Source organism: Bacteroides faecalis, from assembly GCF_003865075.1.
Lineage (GTDB): Bacteria > Bacteroidota > Bacteroidia > Bacteroidales > Bacteroidaceae > Bacteroides > Bacteroides faecalis.
The window spans coordinates 50,921-77,175 of sequence record NZ_BHWB01000009.1; the positions used below are offsets into that span (position 1 = coordinate 50,921).

18 protein-coding genes and 1 pseudogene are annotated in these 26,255 nt (G+C 38.3%); 11 read left to right on the forward strand and 8 right to left on the reverse strand.

All coding sequences use genetic code 11. The features are described 5' to 3' along the window. Positions 1–291: 291 nt before the first annotated feature. Both EJF25_RS15190 and EJF25_RS15195 read right to left on the reverse strand, forming a co-directional pair. Positions 292–1,104 (reverse strand): alpha/beta hydrolase, encoded by an 813-nt coding sequence (locus EJF25_RS15190; protein WP_125041867.1) that lies wholly within the window; start codon positions 1,102–1,104, stop codon positions 292–294. Between the two features lie 24 nt (positions 1,105–1,128). Continuing rightward, positions 1,129–1,566: a putative signal transducing protein gene (locus tag EJF25_RS15195; RefSeq protein ID WP_125041868.1), complete on the reverse strand. Its 438-nt coding sequence runs from the start codon at positions 1,564–1,566 to the stop codon at positions 1,129–1,131. A 99-nt stretch (positions 1,567–1,665) separates the two neighbouring features. Between EJF25_RS15195 and EJF25_RS15200 the strand changes: the two genes are divergently transcribed. From EJF25_RS15200 to EJF25_RS15215, 4 genes are all read left to right on the forward strand, one after another. After that, positions 1,666–4,044, forward strand: a complete 2,379-nt coding sequence (locus EJF25_RS15200; protein ID WP_125041869.1) for a TonB-dependent receptor — start codon at positions 1,666–1,668, stop codon at positions 4,042–4,044. A 40-nt stretch (positions 4,045–4,084) separates the two neighbouring features. Then, a complete protein-coding gene (locus EJF25_RS15205) occupies positions 4,085–4,861 on the forward strand; it encodes a M48 family metallopeptidase (protein WP_125041870.1) in 777 nt (258 codons plus the stop codon). A 367-nt stretch (positions 4,862–5,228) separates the two neighbouring features. After that, positions 5,229–6,524 carry a hemolysin family protein gene (locus EJF25_RS15210; protein WP_125041871.1) on the forward strand — a complete coding sequence of 432 codons (1,296 nt, stop codon included), beginning with the start codon at positions 5,229–5,231 and terminating at the stop codon, positions 6,522–6,524. Positions 6,525–6,580: 56 nt separating this feature from the next. Continuing rightward, complete coding sequence (locus tag EJF25_RS15215) at positions 6,581–7,057, forward strand: copper resistance protein NlpE N-terminal domain-containing protein (protein WP_200832922.1); 477 nt, start codon at positions 6,581–6,583, stop codon at positions 7,055–7,057. A gap of 978 nt (positions 7,058–8,035) precedes the next feature. Here EJF25_RS15215 and EJF25_RS15220 read toward each other — a convergent pair. From EJF25_RS15220 to EJF25_RS15240, 5 genes are all read right to left on the reverse strand, one after another. Then, on the reverse strand, positions 8,036–8,479 hold the full coding sequence (locus EJF25_RS15220; RefSeq protein WP_125041872.1) for a GNAT family N-acetyltransferase: 444 nt from the start codon (positions 8,477–8,479) through the stop codon (positions 8,036–8,038). 103 nt (positions 8,480–8,582) lie between these two features. Beyond that, a complete protein-coding gene (locus EJF25_RS15225) occupies positions 8,583–11,045 on the reverse strand; it encodes a glycoside hydrolase family 95 protein (RefSeq protein WP_125041873.1) in 2,463 nt (820 codons plus the stop codon). A gap of 45 nt (positions 11,046–11,090) precedes the next feature. Then, positions 11,091–14,591, reverse strand: a complete 3,501-nt coding sequence (locus tag EJF25_RS15230; RefSeq protein ID WP_125041874.1) for a family 78 glycoside hydrolase catalytic domain — start codon at positions 14,589–14,591, stop codon at positions 11,091–11,093. 501 nt (positions 14,592–15,092) lie between these two features. Continuing rightward, entirely contained in the window at positions 15,093–16,253 is a 1,161-nt protein-coding gene (locus EJF25_RS15235; RefSeq protein ID WP_125041875.1) for an OprO/OprP family phosphate-selective porin, read from the reverse strand. A gap of 1 nt (position 16,254) precedes the next feature. Continuing rightward, positions 16,255–17,616, reverse strand: coding sequence for a DUF5690 family protein (locus EJF25_RS15240; protein ID WP_200832923.1), 1,362 nt, complete (start codon positions 17,614–17,616; stop codon positions 16,255–16,257). Between the two features lie 386 nt (positions 17,617–18,002). Between EJF25_RS15240 and EJF25_RS15245 the strand changes: the two genes are divergently transcribed. From EJF25_RS15245 to EJF25_RS15255, 3 genes and pseudogenes are all read left to right on the forward strand, one after another. Further along, on the forward strand, positions 18,003–19,286 hold the full coding sequence (locus tag EJF25_RS15245; RefSeq protein WP_125041876.1) for a site-specific integrase: 1,284 nt from the start codon (positions 18,003–18,005) through the stop codon (positions 19,284–19,286). A gap of 69 nt (positions 19,287–19,355) precedes the next feature. After that, positions 19,356–20,648 carry a PDDEXK nuclease domain-containing protein gene (locus EJF25_RS15250; protein WP_125041877.1) on the forward strand — a complete coding sequence of 431 codons (1,293 nt, stop codon included), beginning with the start codon at positions 19,356–19,358 and terminating at the stop codon, positions 20,646–20,648. 11 nt (positions 20,649–20,659) lie between these two features. Next, positions 20,660–21,708 (forward strand): annotated as a pseudogene (locus EJF25_RS15255) (hypothetical protein). A 282-nt stretch (positions 21,709–21,990) separates the two neighbouring features. Here EJF25_RS15255 and EJF25_RS15260 read toward each other — a convergent pair. Continuing rightward, complete coding sequence (locus tag EJF25_RS15260) at positions 21,991–23,277, reverse strand: IS1380-like element ISBf12 family transposase (RefSeq protein ID WP_009040242.1); 1,287 nt, start codon at positions 23,275–23,277, stop codon at positions 21,991–21,993. Positions 23,278–23,436: 159 nt separating this feature from the next. Here EJF25_RS15260 and EJF25_RS15265 point away from each other — a divergent pair, with 159 nt between their 5' ends. The 4 genes from EJF25_RS15265 (at position 23,437) to EJF25_RS15280 (ending at position 26,094) form a co-directional block, all read left to right on the forward strand. After that, on the forward strand, positions 23,437–23,796 hold the full coding sequence (locus EJF25_RS15265) for a hypothetical protein (protein ID WP_125041878.1): 360 nt from the start codon (positions 23,437–23,439) through the stop codon (positions 23,794–23,796). 63 nt (positions 23,797–23,859) lie between these two features. Beyond that, a complete protein-coding gene (locus EJF25_RS15270; RefSeq protein ID WP_125041879.1) occupies positions 23,860–24,426 on the forward strand; it encodes a hypothetical protein in 567 nt (188 codons plus the stop codon). 310 nt (positions 24,427–24,736) lie between these two features. Then, complete coding sequence (locus EJF25_RS15275; RefSeq protein ID WP_007758901.1) at positions 24,737–25,003, forward strand: DUF3853 family protein; 267 nt, start codon at positions 24,737–24,739, stop codon at positions 25,001–25,003. A gap of 14 nt (positions 25,004–25,017) precedes the next feature. Beyond that, complete coding sequence (locus EJF25_RS15280) at positions 25,018–26,094, forward strand: AAA family ATPase (protein ID WP_125041880.1); 1,077 nt, start codon at positions 25,018–25,020, stop codon at positions 26,092–26,094. The last annotated feature ends 161 nt before the right edge of the window (positions 26,095–26,255 follow it).

Consider the following 26,255-nt stretch of genomic DNA (forward strand, 5'->3'; position numbering starts at 1 on the left):
CAAAAATTAAAGGATCTCATACTGTTATATTTAAGATTTAGTACAGCAGTTCTACGTTAGTAACAACTTAAAAACAACAAATCATCTATTCTTTATATAATCATTCATAAATTAAACGACTAATTTATAGATAATAAGATCACTTATTATTAAAACAAATATAATAACAAAAAATGAAATATGAATATGTTTATTGGACATATTTTAATTGACTGAGAACAAAAAATGGTAAGAACAAATCTACTATTCTTACCATTTCAATATTATAACAGACTCAGCTTAAATTAAGATTCATTTTTTAAAAAACTTATCAAAAAAGAGAATCTGATAATCAATAGAATTATTCCAATATTCACTTGTATGTCCACCCGGACGAGTGATAAAGTCATGATCTATCTTATGTTCCAACAAACGATTATGCAAATCCTTATTTACATTGATAAAGAAATCGGCTTCTCCGCAATCGAAAATAATAGCCAAGTCACCATTCTGCAACTTATCAATCTGATTAATCACTGTATGAGCATCCCAAATCTCCTTATTAGAGTCGTAATCGCCTAACTGAACTGCCATATCCCAATTCTTTGGGAACGGACGAATATCAACTCCTCCACTGGTACTTCCACAGGCACCAAATATATCTTTATGTCGGATGCCATTCCACATACCACCATGTCCACCCATGCTAAGTCCGGTGATTGCACGTCCTTTCCGGTCAGCAATCGTTTTATAATGCTCATCAATATACTTCACTAATTCTGACGATACAAATGTTTCGTAACGAAATGACGGATTCTTCGGACAATCCCAATACCAGCTTGTCTTTCCATCCGGACAAACAAATATAATGCCCTTCTCATCTGCTATCTGAGGAAGATTAGGTTTAATGCTGACCCATGTTTTAGCATTTCCTCCAAAACCATGAAGTAAATAAATCACCGGACAAGCCACAGCCTTATTCCCCATTGCAACATCCGGAGTTACAACTACCACCTGCACATCTTTGTTCATAGACGGGCTTTTAACTAATAAAGTATCTACTTTGGCAGCAAAAGAAGGAGCTACCAAAGCTAATAATAAGGAAATTAATAGAAATCTTTTCATCTTTACATATATAATTATTATAGATTATTCTTCTTTTTCCTCCTCCGAGGGCAAGACTTTAGAAGCAGGGATTTCAAACACCCGATGACATTGTTTACAAACATATTCCCAATAACTATTTCCAGGAGGCACACATGCATACGCACAAATAATTGCCGCACTTATTGCACGTCCACGAGTACTTTTTTTCAGCACAAACTTAATGTCTGATGAACCGCAATAGGGACAATATTTCAAATCTTCAGGCCAACTCTGGTTATCTTTTAATATTTGAACTGCCTTTTCATAGTCTTCTTCCATAACGAATACATCTACTCCTGATATATTCTGCACGAAACATCTATAAAGGAAAGAGAAATTTTCATTGTGCAAAACAGATTCTACACCTTCATTTTCTAATGCTCCCTGAAGAATATGAGCTGTCATCGCATCATTACAAGTAATTAATCTTACTGTTTTCATAGCGAACAAGTTTTATCGTTTGCACAAAAATAAGATATAAAAATGAGATGATAAAACAAAATTCAACTAACTTTGCATTTACTAAACTACAATAGCATTATGAAAAGACTTTCGGCACTCTTATTACTTTTCTGCACAGCAATCAATCTACTTTCTGCACAACCTATCCATCAGGTGAAAGGAACTGTGATTGACAAAAACAGTCGTGAGCCGTTGGAATTCATAAATGTAATGATCATTGGTTTGGATCTAGGTGCTGTCACCGATGCAGAAGGACATTTCACCATTGAGAAAGTTCCACCGGGCATCTATCGTTTACAAGCTACCGCAATAGGATACAAAAGTGTAACGACTCCTGAATATATCTTATCAACCAAAAATCTGAATATCTCCATAGAGATGGAAGAGAATCTGACCGAACTCGATGGAGTAACAGTCACCACATCACCTTTCCGACGCGATGTAGAAAGCCCTGTCAGCCTACGAATCATTGGTTTACAGGAAATAGAAAAAAGTCCGGGAGCCAATCGGGATATTTCCCGAATCGTTCAATCCTATCCGGGGGTTTCTTTCTCGCCAATAGGCTATCGCAATGACCTGATTGTACGCGGCGGATCTCCGTCCGAGAACCGTTTCTATCTTGATGGAGTAGAAATTCCCAATATCAATCATTTCAGTACGCAAGGAGCTTCCGGTGGTCCGGTAGGTATTTTAAATGCAGACTTGATTCGCGAAGTAAATTTCTATACCGGTGCCTTTCCCGCCGATAAAGGAAATGCCCTCAGTTCGGTGCTCGATTTTAAGTTACGGGATGGAGACATGGAACGTAATTCTGTGAAAGCCACTCTCGGAGCTTCCGAAGTCTCTCTAGCTTCAAATGGTCATCTTGGCAAAAAAACATCGTATCTGGTATCAGTACGACAATCTTATCTGCAATTTCTGTTCGATATGTTAGGACTTCCTTTCCTGCCTACTTTTACTGATGCACAATTCAAGATAAAAACCCGGTTTAACGCTCAAAATGAGCTAATTGTGTTAGGGTTGGGTGGAATCGATAAGATGAAGTTAAATACCAAAGCCGATAATGAGGATAACGAATACATTTTGAGTTATCTCCCCAAAATAGAACAAAACACTTTCACTTTAGGAACTGTTTACCGTCATTATGCGGGTGCACATATACAATCGGTCGTAGTGAGTCATAGTTACATGAATAACCGTAACACCAAGTATCTTCAAAATGATGAAAGTAATCCGGATAATTTAATGCTCCGTCTGCGTTCTACCGAGCAGGAAACTAAATTACGTTTCGAAAATAGTTCATCCTTCGGCAACTGGAGAATTAAACTTGGTGTTAATCTGGACTATAGCCAATACACTAACACAACTTTCCAACAAGTATATACTGATCGTGCGCAAACGTTCGATTATCATACTTATCTGGGAATAATGCGTTGGGGAATTTTCGGAACATTCAATTACACTTCAACAGATGATCGTTTCACTGCTTCTTTAGGATTAAGAACAGACGCTAATAATTATTCGTCAGCAATGAAAGACCTCTCCAATCAGTTATCGCCCCGCCTGTCCCTCTCCTATCAATTGACCGATCATTGGGCTTTAAGTGGAAATGCCGGACTCTATTATCAACTTCCTCCTTACACTGCTCTTGGTTTTAAGAACAACAATGGACTATTTGCCAATAAATATACACTTCAATACATGAAAGTCAGTCAGGAGAGTCTGGGAATCACTTGGCGGAAAGGAGACACCTTTGAAGCATCCCTCGAAGGATTCTATAAAGATTATGATAAAATCCCCCTTTCGATAGTAGATAATATTCCACTGGCCTGTAAAGGAAACGATTATGGTGTAATCGGTAACGAACTCCTAGCTTCTACCGCTCAAGGGCGTTCATATGGAACAGAGTTATTAATAAAATGGCTAATTGCACAAAAATTGAATTTAGCTTCATCCCTCACTCTCTTTAAAAGTGAATATCGCAACAATAAAGAAAGTGAATACATTGCATCTGCATGGGACAACCGTTTCATCTTCAACCTACGAGGTACTTACTATTTTCCTCACCAATGGAGTTTCGGAATGAAAGTAAGTTGCATTGGCGGAACTCCCTATACTCCATACGATACTGATAAATCATCACTGGTAACTGCCTGGAATGCCCAAGGGAAACCTTATTATGACTATACCCAATATAATAAGGAGCGATTACCCGCCTTTACTCAAGTGGATATTCGAGTAGACAAAACATTCTATCTGAAACGTTGTATGCTGGGCTTCTATATTGATCTTCAAAATATCACAGCCAGCAAACTGAAACAGGCAGATGTACTAATGAGTACTGGAAAGATAGCGAATCCCGAGGCTCCCGTAAATGAACAACGTTACATTATGAAAGCTATCAAACAAGAAAGTGGCACATTATTACCTACTTTGGGTATTACTTTTGAATATTAATGCAACTATACATATATTACAAATCAAAAAATCACTAATAATGAAAAAACAAATTACACTACTGACCCTGTTATTCCTGAGCTTGAATAGTTTTGAAGTAGCCGCCCAATTTAAGAAACTTGGCAAAGCAATCCAAGCAGGGAAGGACGCTGTACAAGCCATAACTCTATCAGATGCGGATATTGTCAAAATAAGCAAAGAATATATGGTATGGATGGATTCTATAAATAAGCTGACAAAACCAGACAGTGAATATGGTCAACGATTGGAGAGACTTACCGGAAATATTAAAGAGGTAGACGGTTTACAAGTGAATTTTGGAGTATACGAAGTAGCAGATGTAAATGCCTTTGCTTGCGGAGACGGTAGTGTTCGCATTTGTGCCGGACTCATGGATGCCATGACAGATGAAGAAGTCATGGCAGTAGTAGGTCACGAAATCGGTCACGTAATTCACACTGACTCCAAAGATGCTATGAAGAATGCGTATATTCGTTCTGCCGTAAAAAACGCAGCAGGCATAATTAGTGAGAAACTAGCCAAATTAACCGAATCTCAGCTAGGAACAATAGCCGATAATTTATCCAGTGCTCAGTTTTCTCAGAAGCAAGAAAATGAGGCTGACGATTATGGCGTTGAATTTTGTGTAAAGAACAATATCGACCCTTATGCCATGTCCAAGGCATTGACCAAATTGGAAGAACTGTCTGCCGGTGCTCCCAAAGCTTCCTATCTGCAAAAGATGTTTTCTTCTCATCCGGACACTATGAAACGTATAGAGCGAGCCAAGGCAAAAGCTGCTACCTACGCAAAGTAGTATATCAAAATAATTATCAATAGAGCCTCTGTCATGCGGAACGTAGTAAAGCATCGTGTATGCTTAATGACCTCAATGATGCTACTATCTCTGTCATGCGGAGCGTAGTGAAGCATCTCTTCTTCGTTTTAATATCAAGAGAGAGAGAGGAAATCCTTCACTTACGTTCCGGATGACAGAGACTTTCGTATATAATCAATTAATCAGGATGCATTACTTAATAAATAAAGCATTCCTATAATGTTAAGAAGTATTTGTCAAAAGCTTCAACCGCTGTATTATTAAAAATTCATTAATATAACAGTACATATTTGTATAATGTCATGATTTCATGTAAATTCGACGCATTAACCATTTAACTCCATTTATGGAATTTTTAATCATTATTCTCTTACTTGTACTTAATGGTATTTTTGCCATGTACGAAATTGCCTTAGTATCTTCTAGTAAAGCTCGTCTTGAAACCCTTGCAAGTAAGGGAAACAAATCTGCCCGCGGTGTACTAAAACAATTGGAAGAACCTGAAAAGTTCTTATCTACTATTCAGATTGGTATCACTCTTATCGGTATTGTATCCGGTGCGTATGGTGGCGTTGCTATTGCAGATGATCTCGTTCCTCTCTTTTCGCTGATTCCTGGAGCAGAGTTATATGCCCGCAATCTGGCGATGATTACCACAGTAGCCATTATCACTTATCTGTCACTAATCATTGGAGAGCTTGTACCCAAATCGATTGCTCTCAGCAATCCGGAACGCTACGCAACGCTATTTAGTCCGATCATGATTTTGCTTACAAAGGTTTCCTATCCTTTTGTTTGGTTACTGAGCATATCCACTCGCTTGCTCAACAAAATCATCGGTGTTAAGAACGAAGACCGCCCGATGACACAGGAAGAAATCAAAATGATCCTTCACCAAAGTTCAGAACAAGGAGTGATTGACAAAGAAGAGACGGAAATGTTGCGTGATGTATTTCGTTTCTCAGACAAACGTGCTAATGAATTAATGACTCACCGCAGAGATTTAGTCATACTTCGCCCCGATGATTCTCAGGAGAAAGTAATGAAAACCATCGAAGAAGAGCATTACAGTAAATATCTGCTAGTGGACGAACGAAAAGATGAAATTATCGGTGTTGTATCCGTTAAAGATATTATTTTGATGGTAGGCAATAAAAAGGTCTTTAACTTGTATGAAATAGCTCGTCCTCCGTTGTTTATTCCAGAAAGTTTATATGCTAATAAAATTTTAGAGCTATTCAAGAAGAACAAAAATAAGTTCGGAGTTGTTGTAAACGAGTATGGTAGTACGGAAGGTATTATTACCTTGCACGATCTGACCGAAAGTATCTTCGGAGACATTCTTGAAGAAGATGATACGGAAGAAGAAGATATCGTCAGAAGACAGGACGGTTCGATGCTGGTGGAAGCCTCGATGAACATTAAGGACTTCATGGAAGAGATGGGAATCTTATCTTATGAGGACCTGGAAGACGAAGACTTTACTACTCTTGGTGGATTGGCAATGTTTTTGATAGGACGTATCCCGAAAGCCGGAGATATCTTTACCTACCAGAACCTGCAATTTGAAGTAGTGGATATGGACCGTGGACGAGTAGACAAACTGCTGGTCATCAAACGGGAAGATGAAAAGGATATTTAAAAACAATAAACCGAGCACTAGCTCACTATATTTATATTAACTTAAAGCACTTAACGATGAAAAAAGTAATTATGTTAGCAGCTGTTGTAGCTGCTTTGGCATCTTGCCAGTCAAAAGCAAACAAAGCCGCAGAGGCAGAAGCAGACAGTCTTGCACTTGCAATGCCTCCGATCACAGAAGTGACGGAAGTCTTTGAAGGCACACTCCCTGCTGCTGACGGTCCGGGTATCGATTATGTACTGACTTTGAATGCTGCTACTGACGGGGTGGACACCGTTTATTCACTGGATATGACTTACCTTGACGCAGAAGGACAAGGAAAAGATAAAACCTTTACTTCGAAAGGTAAACAACAAACTGTTCATAAGATTGTGAACAAACAGCCAAAGACTGCTATTAAATTGACTCCGCAGAACGGTGATGCTCCTATGTATTTCGTTATCGTCAATGACACAACTTTGCGTTTGGTAAACGATAGCCTGCAAGAAGCTGTGAGCGATCTGAATTATGACATTATTAAAGTGAAACAATAAACCTAACCCTATAACCAATTATAAAAATGCTCTGCGAAGATTAATTCTTGCAGAGCATTTTATTTTAAAGAACAATTAATAGAATAATCGGACATTTGGATCTGTTTGACTCCTGTATTCCATTTGTCGAATTTAATTTATGAGAGATATGTTTGGCAAGCGAATAGCCAAACTTATTTATAAAGTATCAAAAACTACACCAAACATATAATAAAACATTATCAACACATTAGCTAATCAAAGAAAAAAGAAAGCATGTGCGTTTTCTCACATTTTAAGTGCAAAAATGCACGATAATAGATTCTTTCCCCATCTTCTCTCTTTCTTTTCAAACTTTTCCGTCTATACGTTTTCAAAGGTCCATTTTATTATCACTTGTCACTTTTTCAACATAAAGTTCTAATTATCAATGGTCAATTAGTGATAATAAGAAGTGACAATAAGGTGACAATAGTCTTTTTTCGCTTTTCTATTATCACTTTAAGCCCCACGAATAGCCACATAACAAACTGATTATCAATCAAAAACCATATAAATGGTGCTATTTCTCACAAACCTCAAGAAAGAGTTTTTCTAGCGAATATTTATGTTTTTAGCATATTTCTCTTCTAATAAAACCGCTTTTCAAGGTTCTTTTCGCGCAGTATTTAAGTAGATAAGCTAATAGCATTAATATGAAAACGAAGCCGCATTAATCTATTATACACGATGCATATTCTCGTTTCACGTACGTGAAGCATTCGGATTCCGTACATGAACCCAATAGATCACGTACGTGAACTGATGGGACTATGTACGGGAAACGATCTGATACAAGTTCAATAGCATATTAATCTTATAAGCAAAACAACTTAATAGACCGTTGCTTTATTATTAACTCTGGTACTTCTGAATAATAAAGCGCCTACATATTAATCATATGAGAATTGATGAAATAGAAATACTCTACTTTATAACATATAATATTGATTTGCACTCTTAATCTTTATATTCCATATAGTACATATCAAAACCTTTAGCCCAAAAGTCCCTTTTGATTTCATTTAGTACAAAGCCTCGCTTTTCATAAAATTTATAGGCTAATTGTGAAGTTCTAACGGTTATCTTTTGAATACTACTAATAGATTTAAGAATCTCAATTCTGTGTTTAAGTAATTGCGTTCCTAATGATTTACCTTGATATTGGGGGTGCAATATATCCCAACTAATTTTTCCGATCGTCTTATTATCTGCAAAATTTATTCCACCACAACCAACTATTTTCTTATCAGAAAGTAGAACATAATAAAGTTCTCTTTTAGTATCCAAATATTCATTCAAATCGGCTTCTTCATTTATCGCAAAGTATTTAGGTGTATTCAACCTAATTAAATCAATTAAAGCATACTTGTCAGTTGTTTGATATTCTCTAATTGTAATCATGTTTATCTAGTTCTTATCACTACACAAAGATAGCTAATATTTAAAAATCAAATGAAAAAGATGAGTTTTATTACTCAAAGCTTGATTTCTTTCCAGACTTTACTTAGTTTGCAACGGCTGTTATTACATAAAAATCTCCTTTTTTCGTTTCAAAACTACTGATGTAGTAATTGCCCTCCTTTACTTGATTGGAAACAACTCCTTCAATACTAACCGGAACTTGAGTTCTCAAAACACACTTATTCCCCATATTTGACTTAATCTTAGCCTGCTTCAATTGATGATCTTCCCAAACGATATCTACTTCAAAATTTCCCCTGGCTTTTAAACCTGATACACTTCCTGAAGGCCAGGCGTTTGGTAAAGCCGGTAACAAATGAAGTTCTTTCAAATGACTTTGAAGAAGCATTTCTATAAATCCCGCCGTTGCTCCAAAGTTACCATCAATCTGGAAAGGCGGATGAGCGTCGAAGAAATTGGGATAAGTTCCCCCTACTCCACCGGCAGAAGGATCGCAATAATGCATGATCTCACGAATCATTTTATAAGCATGGTTACCGTCCAACAATCTGGCTGCAAAATTAATCTTCCATCCTTTACTCCAGCCTGTACCTTCATCACCACGCAGTTCAAAGGTTTTATCAGCGGCTTGTGCCAGTTCAGGAGTTGTCAGTGGAGAAATCTGACGTCCCGGATGCAAACCAAACAAGTGAGAAAGATGTCTATGACGAGGATCTGTCTCTTTATATTCTTTGCTCCATTCAAGCAATTGTCCTTGTGAACCAATCTGGTAAGGAAACAATTTATCCTTTTTTTCTTTCAGCTGTTTACGAGATTTCTTATCCATATTCAAAATTTCCGAGGCTTCAATCAGGTTCGTAAACAAATCGCGGATAATCGCCATATCCATCGTTGTTGCTTCTGATACTGCATAGTATTTACCATCGATCCAGAAAGAGTTTTCCGGTGAAGTAGATGGAGAAGTTATCAAATAACCGTCTTTCTCTACCAACCAATCGAAACAGAATAGAGCGGCTTCTTTCATTACCGGATAAGCTTCGTCTCTCAGGTAATTTTTGTCACCGGTAAAACAATAATGTTCCCATAAATGCTGGCAAAGCCAATTACCTCCCATATACCAGTTCGCCCAAACCGGATCGCCTTCACCACAATTACCTACCGGATTACTCAATCCCCAGATATCTGAATTATGGTGGGCCACCCATCCTCTCGCACGATAATACTCATTTGCTGTCACTTTACCTGTCTTCGACAGATTCTTGATCCAATCTATAAGTGGCTTGTGCATTTCGGACAGATTACCTGTTTCAGCCGGCCAATAGTTCATTTCCGTATTTATATTAATTGTATAATTCGAACTCCAGGGCGGACGAAATTCTTTATTCCACAAACCTTGCAAATTGGCTGCCGAGCCACCCGGACGCGAGGCGGAAATCAACAGATATCTTCCGTATTGAAAAAAGAGTTCTTCCAAGGCCGGATCGTAATTTCCATAAGAATAAAGTTTTAAGCGAAAATCCGAAGGGAGTTTTTCATTCACTTTATTATTTAATGTATCAGTCAGATGTAATGCTACGCGATTAAAAAAGCTGCTGAAGTCTGAGATATGTTTTCTTTTCAGTTCATCATAATTTAGAGATACTGCATCATCCATTCTCCGTTGCGAAATCATCTTCTCATCTTTACCTTCTTTATCAGGATGTTTATCAAAACCATTGAAACTGGTTGCGGCTGATAATAATAAAGTCAATCGGTCGGCATTCTTCACATGGATACCACTTTCGTCTGCTTGAAGAGTTCCTCCGACCGACAAAGCCTTCAAAATAGTTTGAAAACGCATACCTCCAAGTCCGTCGGTATCCACTTGTTCAATTGCCGGTTTCCCCGGTCTGCTGTGATAAACCGGATCGACGTGGGCAGGCGCTTGCCCATTCATGTAAAGTTTATCATTATCTTTGGCAGTAATTGTGTTTTCGATAAGGCTACTCATAGCAATGTCAAATGTCAATTTGCCAGGCTTATTAGCAGTAAAACTTATCACCATAACACTATCCGGAGCCGAAGTGAATATTTCACGTGTATATTTCACTCCTCCCACAACAAATTCAGTAGTAGCAATAGCCTCATCCAAACGTAATTTTCTCACATAGCCGGATGGATTGACTCTACCGCCAAAACTTTGTTTGATGCGGATATCTCCTAAAGGAAGAAAGCTTTGGGTGAAATTTCCCTGCATTTTCTTACAAAGATTAGTGGCTTCCTGATAATCTTCTTTTGCCAAGGCCTCCCGTATAGGCTTTAAATACTTATATCCATCGGGGTTTACATTCTTTTTCTGTGGTCCACCCGACCACAAAGTCACCTCATTCAGTTGTATCAATTCATTTTCTATCCCCCCGAACACCATCGCTCCAATTTGTCCATTGCCTAAAGGTAGAGCTTCCACCCATTCTTTGGCGGGCTGTTCATACCATAATTTCAGATTTTCCTGAGCATTCAATGACAAAATCATCAGTGTTAATGCTACGACAATTAATCTCTTCATTACTTTTTGTTTTTCATTTATAAGAGTAATACCATACAAAACCGTCTATTTCGCTATTCTAAAAGAATAGTCGCCGGATGAAAGATCCAATATTACTTTGCCATCTTCCTCACCTATATACTCTACTCCTTTACTTTTCTTCAAAGATTTATTTCCCTCGGAAATTCCTTCTACAGAAGCGGCAGGAAGATATAAACGTGCAGTCGTATTGGCAGGAACTGTACATTGATAAATCAATGCATCTTCTTCTTTTTTCCAACTGCTATTAATGCGTCCATACATTGAATCATAGTAACCTTTCGCATAAGTTATAGCCCCTGTCACGTCTACTTCCGGTTTCAATATGAAATGCTTAAATCCGGGATAATTCTCATCACGTTGTATACCTAACGAGTAATTACACATCCATGCACCTACAGCACCAAAAGAATAGTGGTTAAAAGAATTCATGCTATTGTTTCCACCAAAACCATCAAGACGGGTATATGAATTCAACCGTTCCCAAATAGTAGTGGCTCCCTGTTCAATAGGATAAAGCCAAGAGGGATAACTAGTTTGCTGCAATAACTTATAAGCAACATCCGAATATCCGTTTTCAGATAAAGCCATATTAATCCATGCTGTGCCTATAAAACCTGTCATTAAAGAATAAGAAGGACATTCTTTTCCCTGATCAGTTTTATTGTCTCTGGTCACCGCTTGTACAAGATGTTCCGCCAGTTTATCTTTCATTGTAGAATCAACCAGATTGAAAGCTAAAGGTAATACATACGATGTTTGAATGTCCACCAACTCACCTTTCTTCGGTCCATTGGCCCCTGAAGCAATAGTTTTTCCCGTCTCCGGTTGAATATAGGTATGAGCGAAGAATTCCCTTCGTTCGGTAGCCAGTTTCTTGTACCATTCCGCGTCATCTTTCCTATTTAATACTCCAGCAATTTTCTGCATCAAATCAAGATCATAAATAAAATAAGACTCCCATAGTAAGGTTTTATCATTCTTTCCATCTTCTAATCCTAACCAATCACCTAAATTCCCCCACCATGCTTGTCCCTGAGTCAGTACTCCGGTAGTAGGATCTATATATTTTTCAAGGATATATTTTATGTAATGCTTCATTGCATCATAGTGCTCGGCCAACAATACACGATCATTATATTGCTGATAGGATTCCCATGCTACCGTAATACCGGCACTTCCCCAAAGTAGTCCGCCAAACCCTCCTCCAAGAGGTGCTATATCCGGAAAACGCCCGTCTGCATGTTGAGTTTGGCGCATAGCAAACATGTGACGGCGTAAAAATTGAGGAAAAGAAACCAGATAAGTGGCTGTACGCGAAAAGACAGAAATATCACCACTCCATCCAAGCCGTTCATTGCGTTGAGGACAATCGGTAGGAACGGACATAAAATTAGCATAAGCTGACCATAAAATATTCTGCCATAATCGGTTTACTTTTGTATTCGAAGTTTCATAATTGGCTGTCAAACCGTCGATGGAACTCAGTACTACTCCCTTTACAGACTCCAATGGGAGTGGCTTCTCAATACCTGTAATCTCCAGATAACGGTAACCATGATAAGTAAAACGTGGAGAAATAGTTTCGTTTCCTCCCTTCGTAACGTAAATATCTTGTGCCATAGCTCCACGAATATTTTCCAGCATTATCATGCCAATATTTCCCTTATATTCCGGAAGATCCGGATAGGTCACTTCTGCAAAACGTAAATATACTTTAGTTCCCGGTTGTATACCCGACAAGTTGATTCGAGGAACCCCTGCCATATTTTGTCCCATATCATAAACAAAAACACCCGGGCGGACCTCCTTCACTGAAACGGCAGTCAGTTCTTTGACGGCTTTTATCGTCTGTCCGAATTGCCCGGTGAGCCAAAAGTTTGAATAATCGTTGGCAGGTTCCCAACCATTACTCCCACCAGTACTTACGGTTCCGTCAAGTATAATCTCTTGAGTCGGTTTCCATACTGTTGCCTTGTATTCGGGAGTGCTCCATCCCAATATTTGTTTTTCTTTCCGAGCGTCATATATCTCACCTTGAAAGAAACTTCCATAACGTATAGGACCTTCACTGAAATATTGCCATTGGGAAGGATTGGTTACTACTACTTTCTCTGCTCCATCCGCATACGTAACTACGAGTTTAGCCAATAATGACTGACGATCACCAAAATAATTCCAAAGTTCTCCCGAGTAAGTACAGCCTCCACTCCACCAGCCTTCACCCAGTAAAGCCCCCATTACATTGTCTCCTTCTTGAATAAAATCGGTCACATCATAAGTCTGGTATAAATGCATCTTATTATATTGTGTCAGTCCCGGATTAAAATAGTCATTTCCAATCCGAGATCCATTCATATAAATTTCATAAATGCCACGTGAAGTAACATAGAGACGTGCTTTCTTCACCTTCTGTTTCTCTGAAACAAACTGAGTACGGAGCATAGGCATGGAATTCCGGCTTGGATCCAATGTCACGAAAGAACCGGAACTTGTATCGAAGTTCATCACCCGAATAATATTGGAAGGGCGTTGGAAATGTCTGATCTTGATATCGGAAAAAGTTGCAGATTGTCCTTCCGGAAGGGAATAACCGATATCAGCAACCACCGGAAAAGTAATGAAATCACCACCTCGACCTATAGGATTAAGATTAATTTCTCCAATATCGTTTTGATCGCTATCAATAAATAGACGAGTAATACCATAATTAGAGGTTAATATGACAGTATGTTTCTCATATTTATTATTTTCATTAATTAGGGAAGCAGGAATAGTCAGGCTTTTCAATGGTGTTTCTTTACGATCGTCAAGATGATAGCCCACACGATAAACATTAATTTGTGCCTCTTTGCCCGAAATCAACGGAGTAATATCTAACTCCATCATTATGTATGACTCATCTTTGGCATTCTGCAAATGGTATATATTTTTAAACTTATTCATCAAACGATGATCGTTAGCTCCATAAATAAAACCCGCACGCTTAGAACCTGATTGTCGGTCAAGTTGTAGTGTAAAGTCGAGACGGTATACAGGAAGATATTGTGAATGCAAAGTCTGATCTTCATCGCTACCTCCAATCCATTTGGCGCCTCCCCATATCTTATCCGTATCATTCCTACTCATCAATCCGGTTTCAAACCAAGAAGAAGCTGACGCGTTTTTACCTTTATTATCCCACACGCAAATTGTCCATATATAGCGAGTAACCGGTTGTAAAGATTGTCCTTCGTATTCAATGTTCAGTGATATATCACTCATCACTTTCCCGGAATTCCAGACTTGAGTTCCATGTTCATCCGTCACAGTAATCTGGTAAGCAGTTTGCATACCTCCTCTACGATCGGAAGGAACTGCCATTTGCCAACTAAAACGTGGTTTTTCTATATCTATGCCTAATGGAGTTTCTGCATATTCTACACACAAATTCTTCAAATGGAAAGAAGATTTGGCTGCACAAAGCAAAACTGAGTATGCAACAAATAAACTAAAGACAAGCAGCCTACTAACACTTAAATATTTCATAAAAGATATATTATTAGGTATTTATAAAAATAATAGTCATACTTTTCAGATGCAATGATCTACTACAAAGTCATCTTTTACCTTCCAATATTCTGTAAGTGATTCAGCTTTTGTCATTATCAAAGACGTGAAATGACACCTGATAACAAACATAATATTAGATTTAAGTTTTTACAATTGCAATGTCAAAATGGAATTTATCGATCTATTCAGGCTTAATAATAGGCCTACTTTTCAAGTTCTGCAAATGCCCTATCAGAAATCCGGGAACATAGTAGAATAGAGAATGTATCGTGTAATAATCATAGTGACAAATAACTCTGCAAGTTATAATTATCTACGCAGAATAATGACAAATAAAGCTTTCAGGCTTTGTTGTTTTAACTTTATTTATGTAAGTTATCATGTAAACTAACACTATTCTATCTTTTACAATAGCGAAATGATGGGTTAATTAATATTTGAAACATCTTCTCAAGAATCCTACCCATTTATATAAACTTAGAAAATAAACTGAAACCGTCCTTGAATAACACTAAAATCGGAAAAAGCAATCTCCTTTATATGTGCTCCAGGCAGGAAATAATTGTAATTCAGTTTAATGCCAATATGTTTATTAAGATAATAATTAAGCCCGATAGAAAAATCTTTTTCCATTCCCCCTTCAATTCCAGCCGACCGGTCATTCAATGTAAGGTAATTGAAGCGGGCACATAACTCCAGACTTTTACCTTCCGGACGACCAGGGCATGCAACATCATTATCATAAAGATAATTTTTACCTAACAATAACCATGAACATTGTACATATCCCCCTTGTGCCTTATAATTTTTCAAACTGCCTTTTCGCTTCACATATGTCCGGATGTATTCGCTTTGCAGAAAAAACTTATGATAATATATCAACAATTCTGTCCCCACTTTAAATTGTGATACAGCATGATCTACCTCTGCCAGCAGTAGATTCCGATTATCAATCGTACTAATTCCCGGAGATTTATAGATGAATGTATGCTTATTCTGTTCTTCCGGAAGTGCACCATCGGGGGTGCAATGAATAGTAGCTAAACCAATATGAACAAGTTTCTCCTTTTCATAGACTGGACGATAAACGAAACGAGCATCAACAGCATATCCCTGAGAAACATTTTTTAAATTACTCAAATCATTATCTGTAAATAATCCACCACAAAAATAGTAATGTTGGGTATTATAGGAGTAAGCTACTCCCATACGTCGGCTATTTGTTAAGGCCAGTACTGAACCGGGAGACTGGTTGAAACGAAGATCGAACGTACTACATAGCATATCCAGGCTGAAAGGTTCATAGAATTGTCCGATCTGTATGGAGTGTTTTTTATATGAGTAAGAAGCAAAGGCATCCTTGATTGCCGCTTTATTTCCTGCATACCCTATCTCTAATTTCATGTTCCAGTTTTGATAGGTTGCTTTTACCCCTATACGAAGATCATTGAATTCCATCCCATTTCCAAAGTGATTGGAGTTCTTCATATAAATACCACCATCCATTAACATACGTCCTGTTATTTTATATTGAAGTTGATCATGGGGATTCTGGGCTTTTGCTGTAAATGCAATTACAATTATAATCTGAAATACAATAAAGGGGTATTTCAACTGAGTTTTTACCAAAAATTTCATATTAGATTTGTGCCAAAGTCTGTCCAAAGCTACTTCCCTTTATTTTCATTCCCGCATCACCAACAACAGTCTTTTGTTGTAGCTTTTCTCTTCTGCTTCTTTGTATCAAAAAAAACATAGCACAAGTGAAAGCAACCGTACATATCAATCCTACATAGCCTGATAAAAGGTTATAAAACTCTAACCAATCAATATCGGCATGGACAAATTCCTTAAACATTAGTACAAATACCGTACCTGTATAACCAATAAAATCAATTGTTACAATAAAGAAACCCACATTTCCCTTTATCTTGAAACATGCTATAAAACGATCGAAAAAGACACTTTGGAAACAAAGATAAGCAATGTATAAACTCAAACTCTGAATGAACAGCCAAGTAATAGAATCTAATTGCAGAAAGTCATAATTGAAAGAAACAAAACTCATCGTTGCTGTGCCTGCTACCACCACCCCAAGTAAAACAACCAGCACTCTCATATTGCTTTTTACAAAAACCATTGTACCAAACAAGGCAAGAATAATCAACGTTACTATGGTATCTACCTGGGCAAACATCCATGAAGAATGACCACTCACATCTATAATCTTCACAAGAAAATCTTCTTTAATATCTCTGAGTATCACCAACATGAGATTTGCAAGAAACAACAATATCAGGAATGGCATAAAATTGACAAACAATTCTTTCCGCTGTTTGCCATTCAAAGTAACCCGATTACTCTTTTGTGCTATATCTTGTGCAGTAGGTTGTGGCAGACGAGTCAGACTATATCCCAATATTGCTAATAAGGGAAGTGCAAAAGCACCGATTAAAGCCGGCATCCAAAATTCACTGACATGCAATGAATCCATAACAAACAATCCGACAGACTTGGCTGTCCCCGAACTGATCACAATGCTAATCCCCAAAAGACTGGCTAATACATCTGTCATCCGGCGACCTTCAATAAAACTGAAGATAACTCCCCACATACATCCCAATGATAATCCGTTGAAAAACATAGCAAACATATTATAAGGAGTAGGTAGTAATCCGAAAGCTACCAATGACAATTCGGCAATAACGATTGATACCAATATGAATTTCAAACGATTTTCTCGTTTCAACTCGGATATCAGCTTGATTCCTATGAATTTAGCAATCAGATAACCTAAGATTTGGATAATAGTAGCCAAGACTTTATAATCGAATCCGAATACTTCAATTCCATCAAAAGAAGCTGCTGTGAAAGGTTTGCGAAATGCATAGACTAAGGAATAAGAAAGAAGTGCAGCTCCTCCTGCCCACAAGATAAAAAATAAATCTGACATTTTTCTGTTTGAACTAAGTTCTGATTTTGCCTTGATAATCGTTTTCATTCTTTTTGTTTTTGATTTCGAAGACAAAAGTAGTGTGGAGAAATAGCAGGAAGAATGAATTCTAAAAATTCATTTTATTCATTATCAAACAGATATGGATGTAATATTAATGTAACGTTCATGTAACGGAACTTTCTTATAAATGAAACAAAAATGGCCTGCCATTCATTAATGAATGGCAGGCCATTATAACTTTACAAAATTTCCAACTTTAGCGGAGAGACAGGCTCTTGAACCTATACTTTCAAGAAATATCATAAAATTGCAAATCACTGACAATCAAATACTATCTAAAGTATAGAGTAAATCTAAATCTTTCTGAATGCCTTTTGCTATTCCAAATATTGGGTGTATATTTGGGTGTAGAATTTCAAACGCACCCAATTATGAATATCAAACGAAACATCATTTTTGCATTGGAGAGCCGGAAGAAGAACGGTATGCCAATCATCGAGAACGTACCCATCCGTATGCGTGTCATATACGCAAGCCAACGCATCGAGTTTACAACAGGCTACCGGATTGACGTAGCCAAATGGGATGCCGACAAACAACGGGTAAAGAACGGATGCACCAACAAGTTGAAGCAAAGCGCATCCGAAATCAATGCAGACTTGCTGAAATACTATGCCGAGATTCAAAACGTGTTCAAGGAATTTGAGGTACAGGAAGCCATGCCGACCACCCAACAGCTAAAGGATGCGTTCAACCTGCGGATGAAAGATGCCAACGAAGAGCAGCAGGAAGAAACACAGATAAGTTTTTGGGAGGTATTCGATGAATTTGTAAAGGAGTGTGGCAATCAGAATAATTGGACGGCATCCACCTACGAAAAATTCTCAGCAGTGAAAAACCACCTCAAAGAGTTCAAGGAAGATGTAACCTTTGAATACTTCAACGAGTTCGGCTTGAACGAGTATGTGAACTTCCTGCGTGACAAAAAGGACATGAGGAACAGTACCATCGGCAAACAGATGGGATTCCTCAAATGGTTTCTGCGCTGGAGCTTCAAGAAAGGACATCATCAGAACATGGCATACGATACTTTCAAACCCAAATTGAAAACCACCTCTAAAAAGGTGATATTCCTGACTTGGGACGAATTGAACAAGCTGAAAGATTATCAGATACCAAAAGACAAACAATATTTGGAACGTGTCAGGGATGTCTTTTTGTTTTGCTGCTTCACGAGTTTACGATATTCGGATGTCCGTAACTTGAAAAGAAGTGATGTAAAACCCGACCACATAGAAGTTACCACAGTCAAAACGGCAGACAGTCTGAATATTGAACTGAACAAGTACAGTAAAGCCATACTTGAAAAATACAAGGACATTCATTTTGAAAACCACATGGCATTGCCTGTCATCAGTAATCAAAAGATGAACGATTACTTGAAAGAGTTGGGGGAACTGGCTGAAATCAACGAGCCTGTACGGGAAACATATTATAAAGGGAATGAACGTATAGATGAAGTCACCCCAAAATACGCATTGCTAAGCACCCATGCAGGAAGAAGAACATTCATTTGCAATACGCTGGCTCTCGGTATTCCGGCACAGGTCGTAATGAAATGGACGGGACATAGTGACTATAAAGCCATGAAACCTTATATTGACATAGCGGATGATATTAAGGCAAACGCCATGAACAAGTTTAACCAACTATAAAAGTATCAATCAGTTTCATAGATTATCCGCTATTTGAATTATATTTGCGACAACAATAGACATTGAAACATGGAAAACAACAAAGAACATCATATAGAAAGAACGGACTTTGACGCATTTGTTCATGCTGTCGGTTCGGAAATAGAACAGGCGCAAGTCAGGCTGATTACCGCAGCCAATGCGCAAATGCTGTTCCATTACTGGAAAATAGGCAACTATATCCTGTATCATCAGAACTTACAAGGCTGGGGAAGCAAAATCATCAAGCAATTGGCAAAGGCTATCCGATTCAATTATCCTGAAAAGAAAGGCTATTCGGAACGCAACCTTACTTATATGTGCCAATTCGCACGGTCATATCCGCTGAACGTGCTACGAAGTTTCATTGATACAGATGCAAGGCTATCTGTTCCAAGCATACAGAATGTCACGGATGAAGTCTTGAAACTAAACAACGGACAATTTACGCAAGAACTTACTGCGCAAATACAATCCACTGATAGTCAGTTGTTAGAATTTACGCAAGAACCTCTTGCGCAAATTCAGAATGTTGCCAAAACTGTATCTGCCATTTACCGGATAACGATTGAGGATATAGAAAAATTATTTTTGGCATCCCCTGTTGCCAGAATAAATTGGGCAAGTCATGTAATCATGCTCAATAATTCACTTCCATTAGGTGTAAAATATTGGTACATGAAGCAATCGGTAGAAATGGGTTGGAGCAGCAATATTCTTAAAATACAAATTGAAACCAACCTATATAACAGACAAATCAGTAACAACAAGGTAAATAATTTTACATCCACACTTCCGGCACCACAAAGCGACCTTGCCAATTACCTGTTGAAAGACCCGTATATCTTTGATTTGGTTGGAGCGAAAGAAAAGGCAGATGAAAGGGATATAGAGGAGCAACTGGTAAAACACGTTACCCGTTATTTGTTGGAAATGGGCAATGGTTTTGCCTTTGTCGCCCGGCAGAAGCATTTTCAAATTGGTAACAGCGATTTCTATGCCGACCTGATTCTGTATTCCATTCCCCTACACGCATACATCGTAGTGGAATTGAAAGCGACCCCATTCAAACCGGAGTATGCGGGGCAACTGAACTTCTACATCAATGTGGTGGATGACAAACTGAGGGGAGAGAATGACAACAAGACTATCGGGTTGTTGCTATGCAAGGGAAAAGACGAAGTTGTAGCGCAATACGCATTGACAGGCTACGACCAGCCGATAGGCATCAGCGATTACCAACTGAGCAAGGCTATACCTGAGAATTTAAAATCAGTTCTGCCAAGTATAGAAGAAGTAGAGGAAGAACTGACTTCCTTTCTTGATAAAGATAAGAATCCATAAACTAAGTGCACATGGCAGTAGAAATACAGATTATGATTCCCCAATATGGCGAACTCAATCGAATATACAGCGATTTTATAATCAGCCATACTTTCTCTTTTGACAAGCAGAAATTCATCACGGACTTCTATAAGCAATATAATGATACAAAAGCTTTTGAAGCCGCTATTCTTGAACTGGTGCTTGGCAAACATAAAGAACAATATACTCTGATTCTCAACAGCCTGAGAACCGAGATAGAGAAGAACATACTGATTTACGAAAAACATCCATTGTTTGATGATGAGATAATTTCCCGTGTATGCTACAACTTCATTGGCAGATATGACACTGATATAGAAGCGCAGTTGAGAGTTACACAAAAATTAAGCAAGCCCTTGAATGAAGCATATAACAGATATGATTCCATTGGCTACAGGGAACATACGGCAGAGGAAGAGAAGCAAACCGAGAAGGAGTATGAACGCTGCAAAGCTGAATACGACAAGGAAAAGAAGGAATTGGATAAACTCTATGAACTGCAAAAGCAAGACAGGAAAGAGGCTTTTCAATATATCGAAAACCTTTCCGGTGATGTTTACCGTCTAAGCATTCTTTTTATGGAAGTCCTGAAAAAGTACCTTCCTGATGATGTGGAAGAAAAACGACAGAATGAACCGGTCAAGCAAAATGAGCAAGAAGAAATACAGAATACACCGGAGGGACAGCATGAATATTTTGATATGAAGTCGCTTTCGTCCATTCATGAAACCTGTGTCGGGGAACAGTTCGAAGCCATTACCATATCGGACTTTTATGCCAATATAAACCTGCACCCCTGCAAGAACAGACTAAAAATCAAGGCAAAAGAAAAGATACGGGTGTGTTACTGATATTCCTGATAAGCGAAAAACTATCCAAGCAATACAGGGACGAATGGCAAAACAAAATATTGGAACTACTGGATATTGACGAGAGCTATTACAAGTCGAAGTACAAAGAACCCGTTTCCGATTTTCCAAGTGACAGCAACCAGAAATTCGCCAAAGAAATGGAATGTATATTTAATTTAAATAAGTAGTATTATTTATATCGTTAAGCTTATGTTAGAATTAATACAAGAAAATAATGTAATAATAGGCATAATTATAGGTATTATTACACTTTTTATCACAATGAGACAAATAATAATCCTCAAATCCGCAACTAAGCCCTTGAACGTCCTTATTGCGTTTACACGTCCTCTCATTACTGAATTTGCAGATAATTTGAACTTGAAGCACCCACTTCTGCCTACAATATCCCCTTACCCCACAATGTGACTTGAGGCAATACACAATATCATTCCCATAAGTTGTAGGCATTATCCAAAATCAGTCTGGAAAACATCTGCGTAAGCATTATTACAGGTATAGATGTTCAGCACATACCGCCTTGATGTCCTGATCCACTTGGCTGGTACAGAGATAAACCTGAAGACAAACGCTTTTATGCGACTTGTTGCATTGAGCCCGAACTTCTTTACGTCAAGTCTTTGAATAATGGCCTTGTAAAAGTTACGGATAAGTGCTGTAAGAAGAAGGAACACTGTGTTCTCTGCCATGAAGGATTTGGGCAATCTGTCCCACCCGAAACCATTGTTCATATCATCGAAGATACGTTCCTTTCCTCCACGAAGGTTATAGAACTCGACAATTTCTCTTACGGAAGAATCATAGTCGTTAGTCAGGATACAACGGTATGTGTATTCTCCTTCCCAAAAATCCTGCACACCATCCATCCGTTTCTGTCTTTGAATCACAAGTCGATATGCCTTACCTTTCCACTTCTCAACAAGGATAGAGTTCAATTCAAACTCAATGCCATTGATTTCCTCAGTTTTCCAGCCTTTGAGAGCAAAGGTGTCATTGTAGATCGAACTGCAGCGGTTAGCACGGATATAGAAGGACTTGCAGTGTTTTTCTATTTCCTCCACGATTTCCTCGGAACATGATCCACAATCAGCTCTGAAGCGATTGATAGTGAGCCCATTCTGTTCAAATCTCGCAAAGAACCTCTTCAGCGTGTCCTTCTGATGGAAACGAACATTTGTGTTACCATCGCTATTCTCTATACCGACTATCAAATCGCCAATAACCGCCACGCCAGGGCGATAACCAAGGAACTTCTTGTATGTAGGCTTTGCATCATACTTCTCTGTCTCTATGAACTGATGGTCGAAATCAACATCATACATCTCACCCTCTTTCAGTTGGCCAGATGCAAATATACAATTGAGCAATAAAGTATTGAGAGTGTCAGCCGTATTGAAATCGTAGGTCTTGCCCATATCTGATGTGTATGAAATGTTTTCTTGCGTCAACTCCTTTATCGCCCTGAGGATAGTATCAGAGCTACAAGTGCGAAGTGTCGGATGAAGCGAGAGGTGGTTCATCAAATGAGTAGTGACATCCTCAATACATGAACCGCTACAGAAGTAGATACTCATGAGAGAACGGATGATTTCGCTGTACTGATAACCGAACGATCTACACCTTAGACCGAGGGTTGAGTCGATTACAGATGATAATGTGGAGTCAAATTGCTCCATGATTGAAAATAATCCCCCAAAAGGAGTGAGTCTCTCAGATTTAATTTGTATCTTCGCCATGTCTATCGTCGGATTCTCTTGTTTTTTTTGCAACACTAAGATAAGTGAAAATTCTGACATGGCAAAATCCTGAGCAACTTTTTGTTGCTCAGGTACTTAAAAAGTTTAATTTATAATAGTGTTGCGGAATTAAGGATAATTTCAAATCAAAAGCATAGGATGGACAAAGAAGATTTTATATCCAAAAAGCCAAATTTCTCTGTTTATATAGAGAATTGCTATAGAATATCATATAATTCCTCAAAACACACACATGCTGTATTTTGTATTACGATAAAAAACAAATCTTCTTATAGAAATACAGTTCTACCCAAATTAGAAATAGATTACATAGAGAACGGTATTATAAGAACTATAAAATTATCACATGATAAAAACTTATTTCATAAAAAATACCACTCTCAAATTGAAAAATATGATAACAATATTCGACTAGAACCTAAGGATATAAAATATGGTTGGGTTATTTTTCAAATTCCAGAAATTTTAAAAATAGACGCATTGAGAGATATAGAATAATTGTTCAAGATGTAGAGAATAACATATCTAAAGCGGAAAGTTTATTAATTAAAGAGATTCATTATGATGATTAAAAAAATATCAACGCCAATATATAATATCAATGAAGAAGGGTTATTTGCAAGTCGAGATTACGCAGATGGGCGATTAATACCTTCTATAGTAATCAGTTCTAAAGAAGATGATTATATAAAAGAAATCATTAAATTACATTCCAATATATCCATGGGAGATGTTGAAGTTCAGTGGGGTGGAACATTATCATCATTATTTAATGCCGATAGATGGATCTTAAATATAAGATTCTATAAACCTATAGATTATAATTTTAGCATTGTATTTTCTTTGAAGAATCATTATTCTATTATTGATGCCATTTTTCAATCAAAAGGCCTAAGAATCGCTTATGGGCATAAAAGCGAAAAGGCTTCTCAAGTGAGTGACCATATTATAATAGAAATTCCTGATACTGGCATTAGTCCCAAATGGGAAAAAACATTAAGTAGAATCATTAAGAACAAGATGCGCAGATTGAAAATTCCAAGAAAAGAACTAGGTAAAGCAACGCAAGAACAAATAAACAAAATGAGAGAAATTTTAAATATTAGATTCAAACATAATCCTGATTGACCACATATTAAAAAGATTCATAAACAAACACGATTCTTTCTGCTAATCTGTGATATTCATTGATGTTTCACGAAAATTCCACTTTTACCACTCAAAATATTTTTTGAGTGGTATTTTTATTATCTGATATTTAATGAGATAGCGCAATATCCTATTTATATCATCCACATCCTTACCACTTATAACCATACCTAATTTTGCATCGTTCGAGAACAGAAATAACAGCCAGTGCGCAGGGCTGATTGTTTAACGGCTAAATAGATTGGACGATGACAAATCTTCAAGAGTTATTATTAAACCCGTCTGGCAGATGACAGGCGAAGAGTTCATATTCCTAAGCAAGCACGCTTCCAACCAAACGGAAGCACAGCCGCAGCCCGTCACGGACACAGAAAGAAAGTATGTGTACGGAATACTTGGCATTGCCAAACTGTTCGGGTGCAGTCTGCCCACCGCCAACCGTATAAAGAAAAGCGGAAAGATTGACAAAGCCATTACGCAAATAGGACGCAAGATTATCGTGGATGCGGAACTTGCCCTTGAACTGGCCGGAAAGAAAACCGGAGGAAGAAAATAACGGGAGGTATACTTATGGATTATATGAAAGACAACAAGGAAATATCGGCAGAAGAAGCCGTTATCCTTTGGCAAGCCTCACGTTTGAGCCTGTCGAAAAGTTACGAAAAAGCACCGGAAATTCTCAAAGTACATGGTTCCGTCATAGGGACATTGGGGAATTTCAGCGCATCCATCGGCAAAGCCAAGAGCAAAAAGACTTTCAATGTGTCGGCTATCGTAGCCGCCGCATTGAAGAACGATACAGTGCTGCGATATGTGGCTGAACTTCCGGAAGACAAACGGAAAATCCTTTATGTGGACACGGAACAGAGGCCTTATCATTGCCTGAAAGTCATGAAACGTATTTTACGGATGGCCGGGCTTCCCGATGACAGGGACAATGAGCATCTGGAATTTCTCGCTTTGAGGAAATACACGCCCGAACAGCGTATCAGGATTGTAGAGCAGGCTATCTACAATACGCCTGACATAGCCCTTGTAATCATAGACGGCATCCGTGACATGGTATATGACATCAATAGTCCCGGTGAATCGACACGCATCATATCCAAACTGATGCAGTGGACGGACGACAGGCAGATACATATCCACACGATACTCCACCAGAACAAGGGGGATGAGAACGCGAGGGGGCATATCGGTACTGAATTGAACAACAAGGCAGAAACCGTACTCCTTGTAGAAAAGGACAAAAGCAACGGGGATATAAGCAACGTTTCAGCCATGTACATACGGGCAATGGATTTCGAGCCTTTCGCATTCCGTATCAACGACAACGCCCTGCCCGAACTCATGGAGGGGTACAAGCCCGAAGCCAAGAAACCGGGAAGGCCGGAAGAGGAAAAGTTCGACCCTTACAGGTATATCACCGAACAGCAACACCGCATCGCACTGGAAGCAGTTTTCGGACTGAAAAAGGAATACGGCTACAAGGAACTGGAAGATGCTTTAATCAAAAGCTACACGTCAATAGGTGTAAAGCTGAACCATCAAAAAGCGGTACCGCTCATCACCATGCTTCGCAACAAACGGATGATAGTGCAGGAGAACGGCAGGAAGTATACGTTCATGCCCGACTTCCACTATTAGCCCACACCTTACAATCACTTCACTTTATTCCGAGGGTCTATATATTAGGGATAAAGCGAAGTGGTTGCGGAATGTGGCAAAACCGCTTCACTTTATTACCGTACCCTATATATACGAGAATAAAGTGAAGTGCTTATAGACCGTACTTCATAAAGAGGTAT